This window comes from Mesorhizobium sp. M1295, assembly GCF_040318135.1.
Classification (GTDB): Bacteria; Pseudomonadota; Alphaproteobacteria; order Rhizobiales; family Rhizobiaceae; genus Mesorhizobium.
The window spans coordinates 1-1,344 of the sequence record NZ_JAMYLU010000072.1 but is presented as its reverse complement, the minus strand read 5'-3'; the positions used below and the strand labels follow the sequence as shown (position 1 = coordinate 1,344).

Genomic DNA, 1,344 nt, shown 5'->3' with positions numbered 1-1,344 from the left:
GGCCGCCGCCACGTCTTCGTCGAAGGAGCCGGCCTCGTATTTCTGAACCCAGATGCGGATCAGGTTACGCGGCAGTTCGTGCCGCGTGGCGAGACCATGCAGCGTCTCGCGGACAGGAACTCCTGCACTACCTGACGTTTGAACTCGATGCTGTGCGTGCGATAAGTCACCATGGGCTTTCATCCTTCGAAAGCCCGGCTTCCAAGTCAATTCTGCTTGTTCATCCTGTCCGGTCCGAGGGGCGCACTCCAATGAACGGGGAGATTTTGATGCCGGCAAAGAGAAGGCTGACCATGAGACAGTTACGACAAATGCTGCGGCTTGCCGGAAGCGGGACGAGCTCCCGCGAGATTGCCGTCGTGTTGGGAATAGCGCGCAGTACGGTGCAGGATAATCTGCAGCGCGCAGCGGCGGTTGGATTGAGCTGGCCCTTGCCGGGCGAACTGACCGACGATGCGCTCGAGGACAAACTCTTCACTCGCAACGGCGTCAAACAGGGCACGAGAAGACGCACAGAACCAAACTGGGCCGATCTTGCCGTCGAGCTCAAGAAGCCCGGTGTCACCTTGCTCATCCTCTGGGAGGAGTATCGTGGGTCGCATCCCGAAGGATATGGCTACAGTCGCTTCTGCGAACTCTTTCGCAGTTTCGAGCAGCGGCTTTCGGCGACGATGCGCCAGGAGCATGCGGCCGGCGACAAGGTCTTCGTCGACTATTCCGGCAAGAAGATCCCGATTGTTGATCACAAGACCGGTGAGATCCGCGAGGCAGAGATCTTCGTGGCAGTGCTCGGCGCATCCAGCTTCACCTATGCTGAAGCAACATGGACACAAACACTTCCCGACTGGATCGGCTCGCATGTTCGGATGTTTCGTTTCTTCGGAGGCGTTCCCCGGTTGGTCGTTCCCGACAATTTGAAGTCTGGCGTCAGCCGCGCCAGTTTCTACGATCCCGAGATCAACCGCAGCTACGGCATGATGGCATCCCACTATGGTGTCGGTGTCCTGCCGGCACGGCCGCGACGGCCGAAGGACAAATCCAAAGTCGAGAACGGCGTCCGCTTCGCCCAATCATGCATTCTGGGGCGGATGCGCAATCAGACCTTCTTCTCGCTGGCCGAGGCCAATGCCGCCATTCGCCAGGCACTCGATCGCATCAATGATCACGTCATGCGCCGGCTGGGCGTCAGTCGCCGGCAGCTGTTCGAGAGTGTCGAGCGCCCGGCTTTAGCCAGTCTTCCACTGGAGGATTACGAGTTTGCCGAATGGCGTTTGGCCCGCGTCTCGACGGATTACCACGTCGAGTTCAAGACCTTCTTTTATTCCGTGCGGCACAGCCTCATTC

The 1,344-nt window shown here is 59.1% G+C and carries 1 protein-coding gene; it reads left to right on the top strand.

The genetic code is table 11. From position 1 onward, the window contains the following. Positions 1 to 1,344: IS21 family transposase (gene istA / locus NKH29_RS32520; RefSeq protein ID WP_353001426.1), on the top strand; the 1,344-nt coding region annotated here is incomplete at both ends.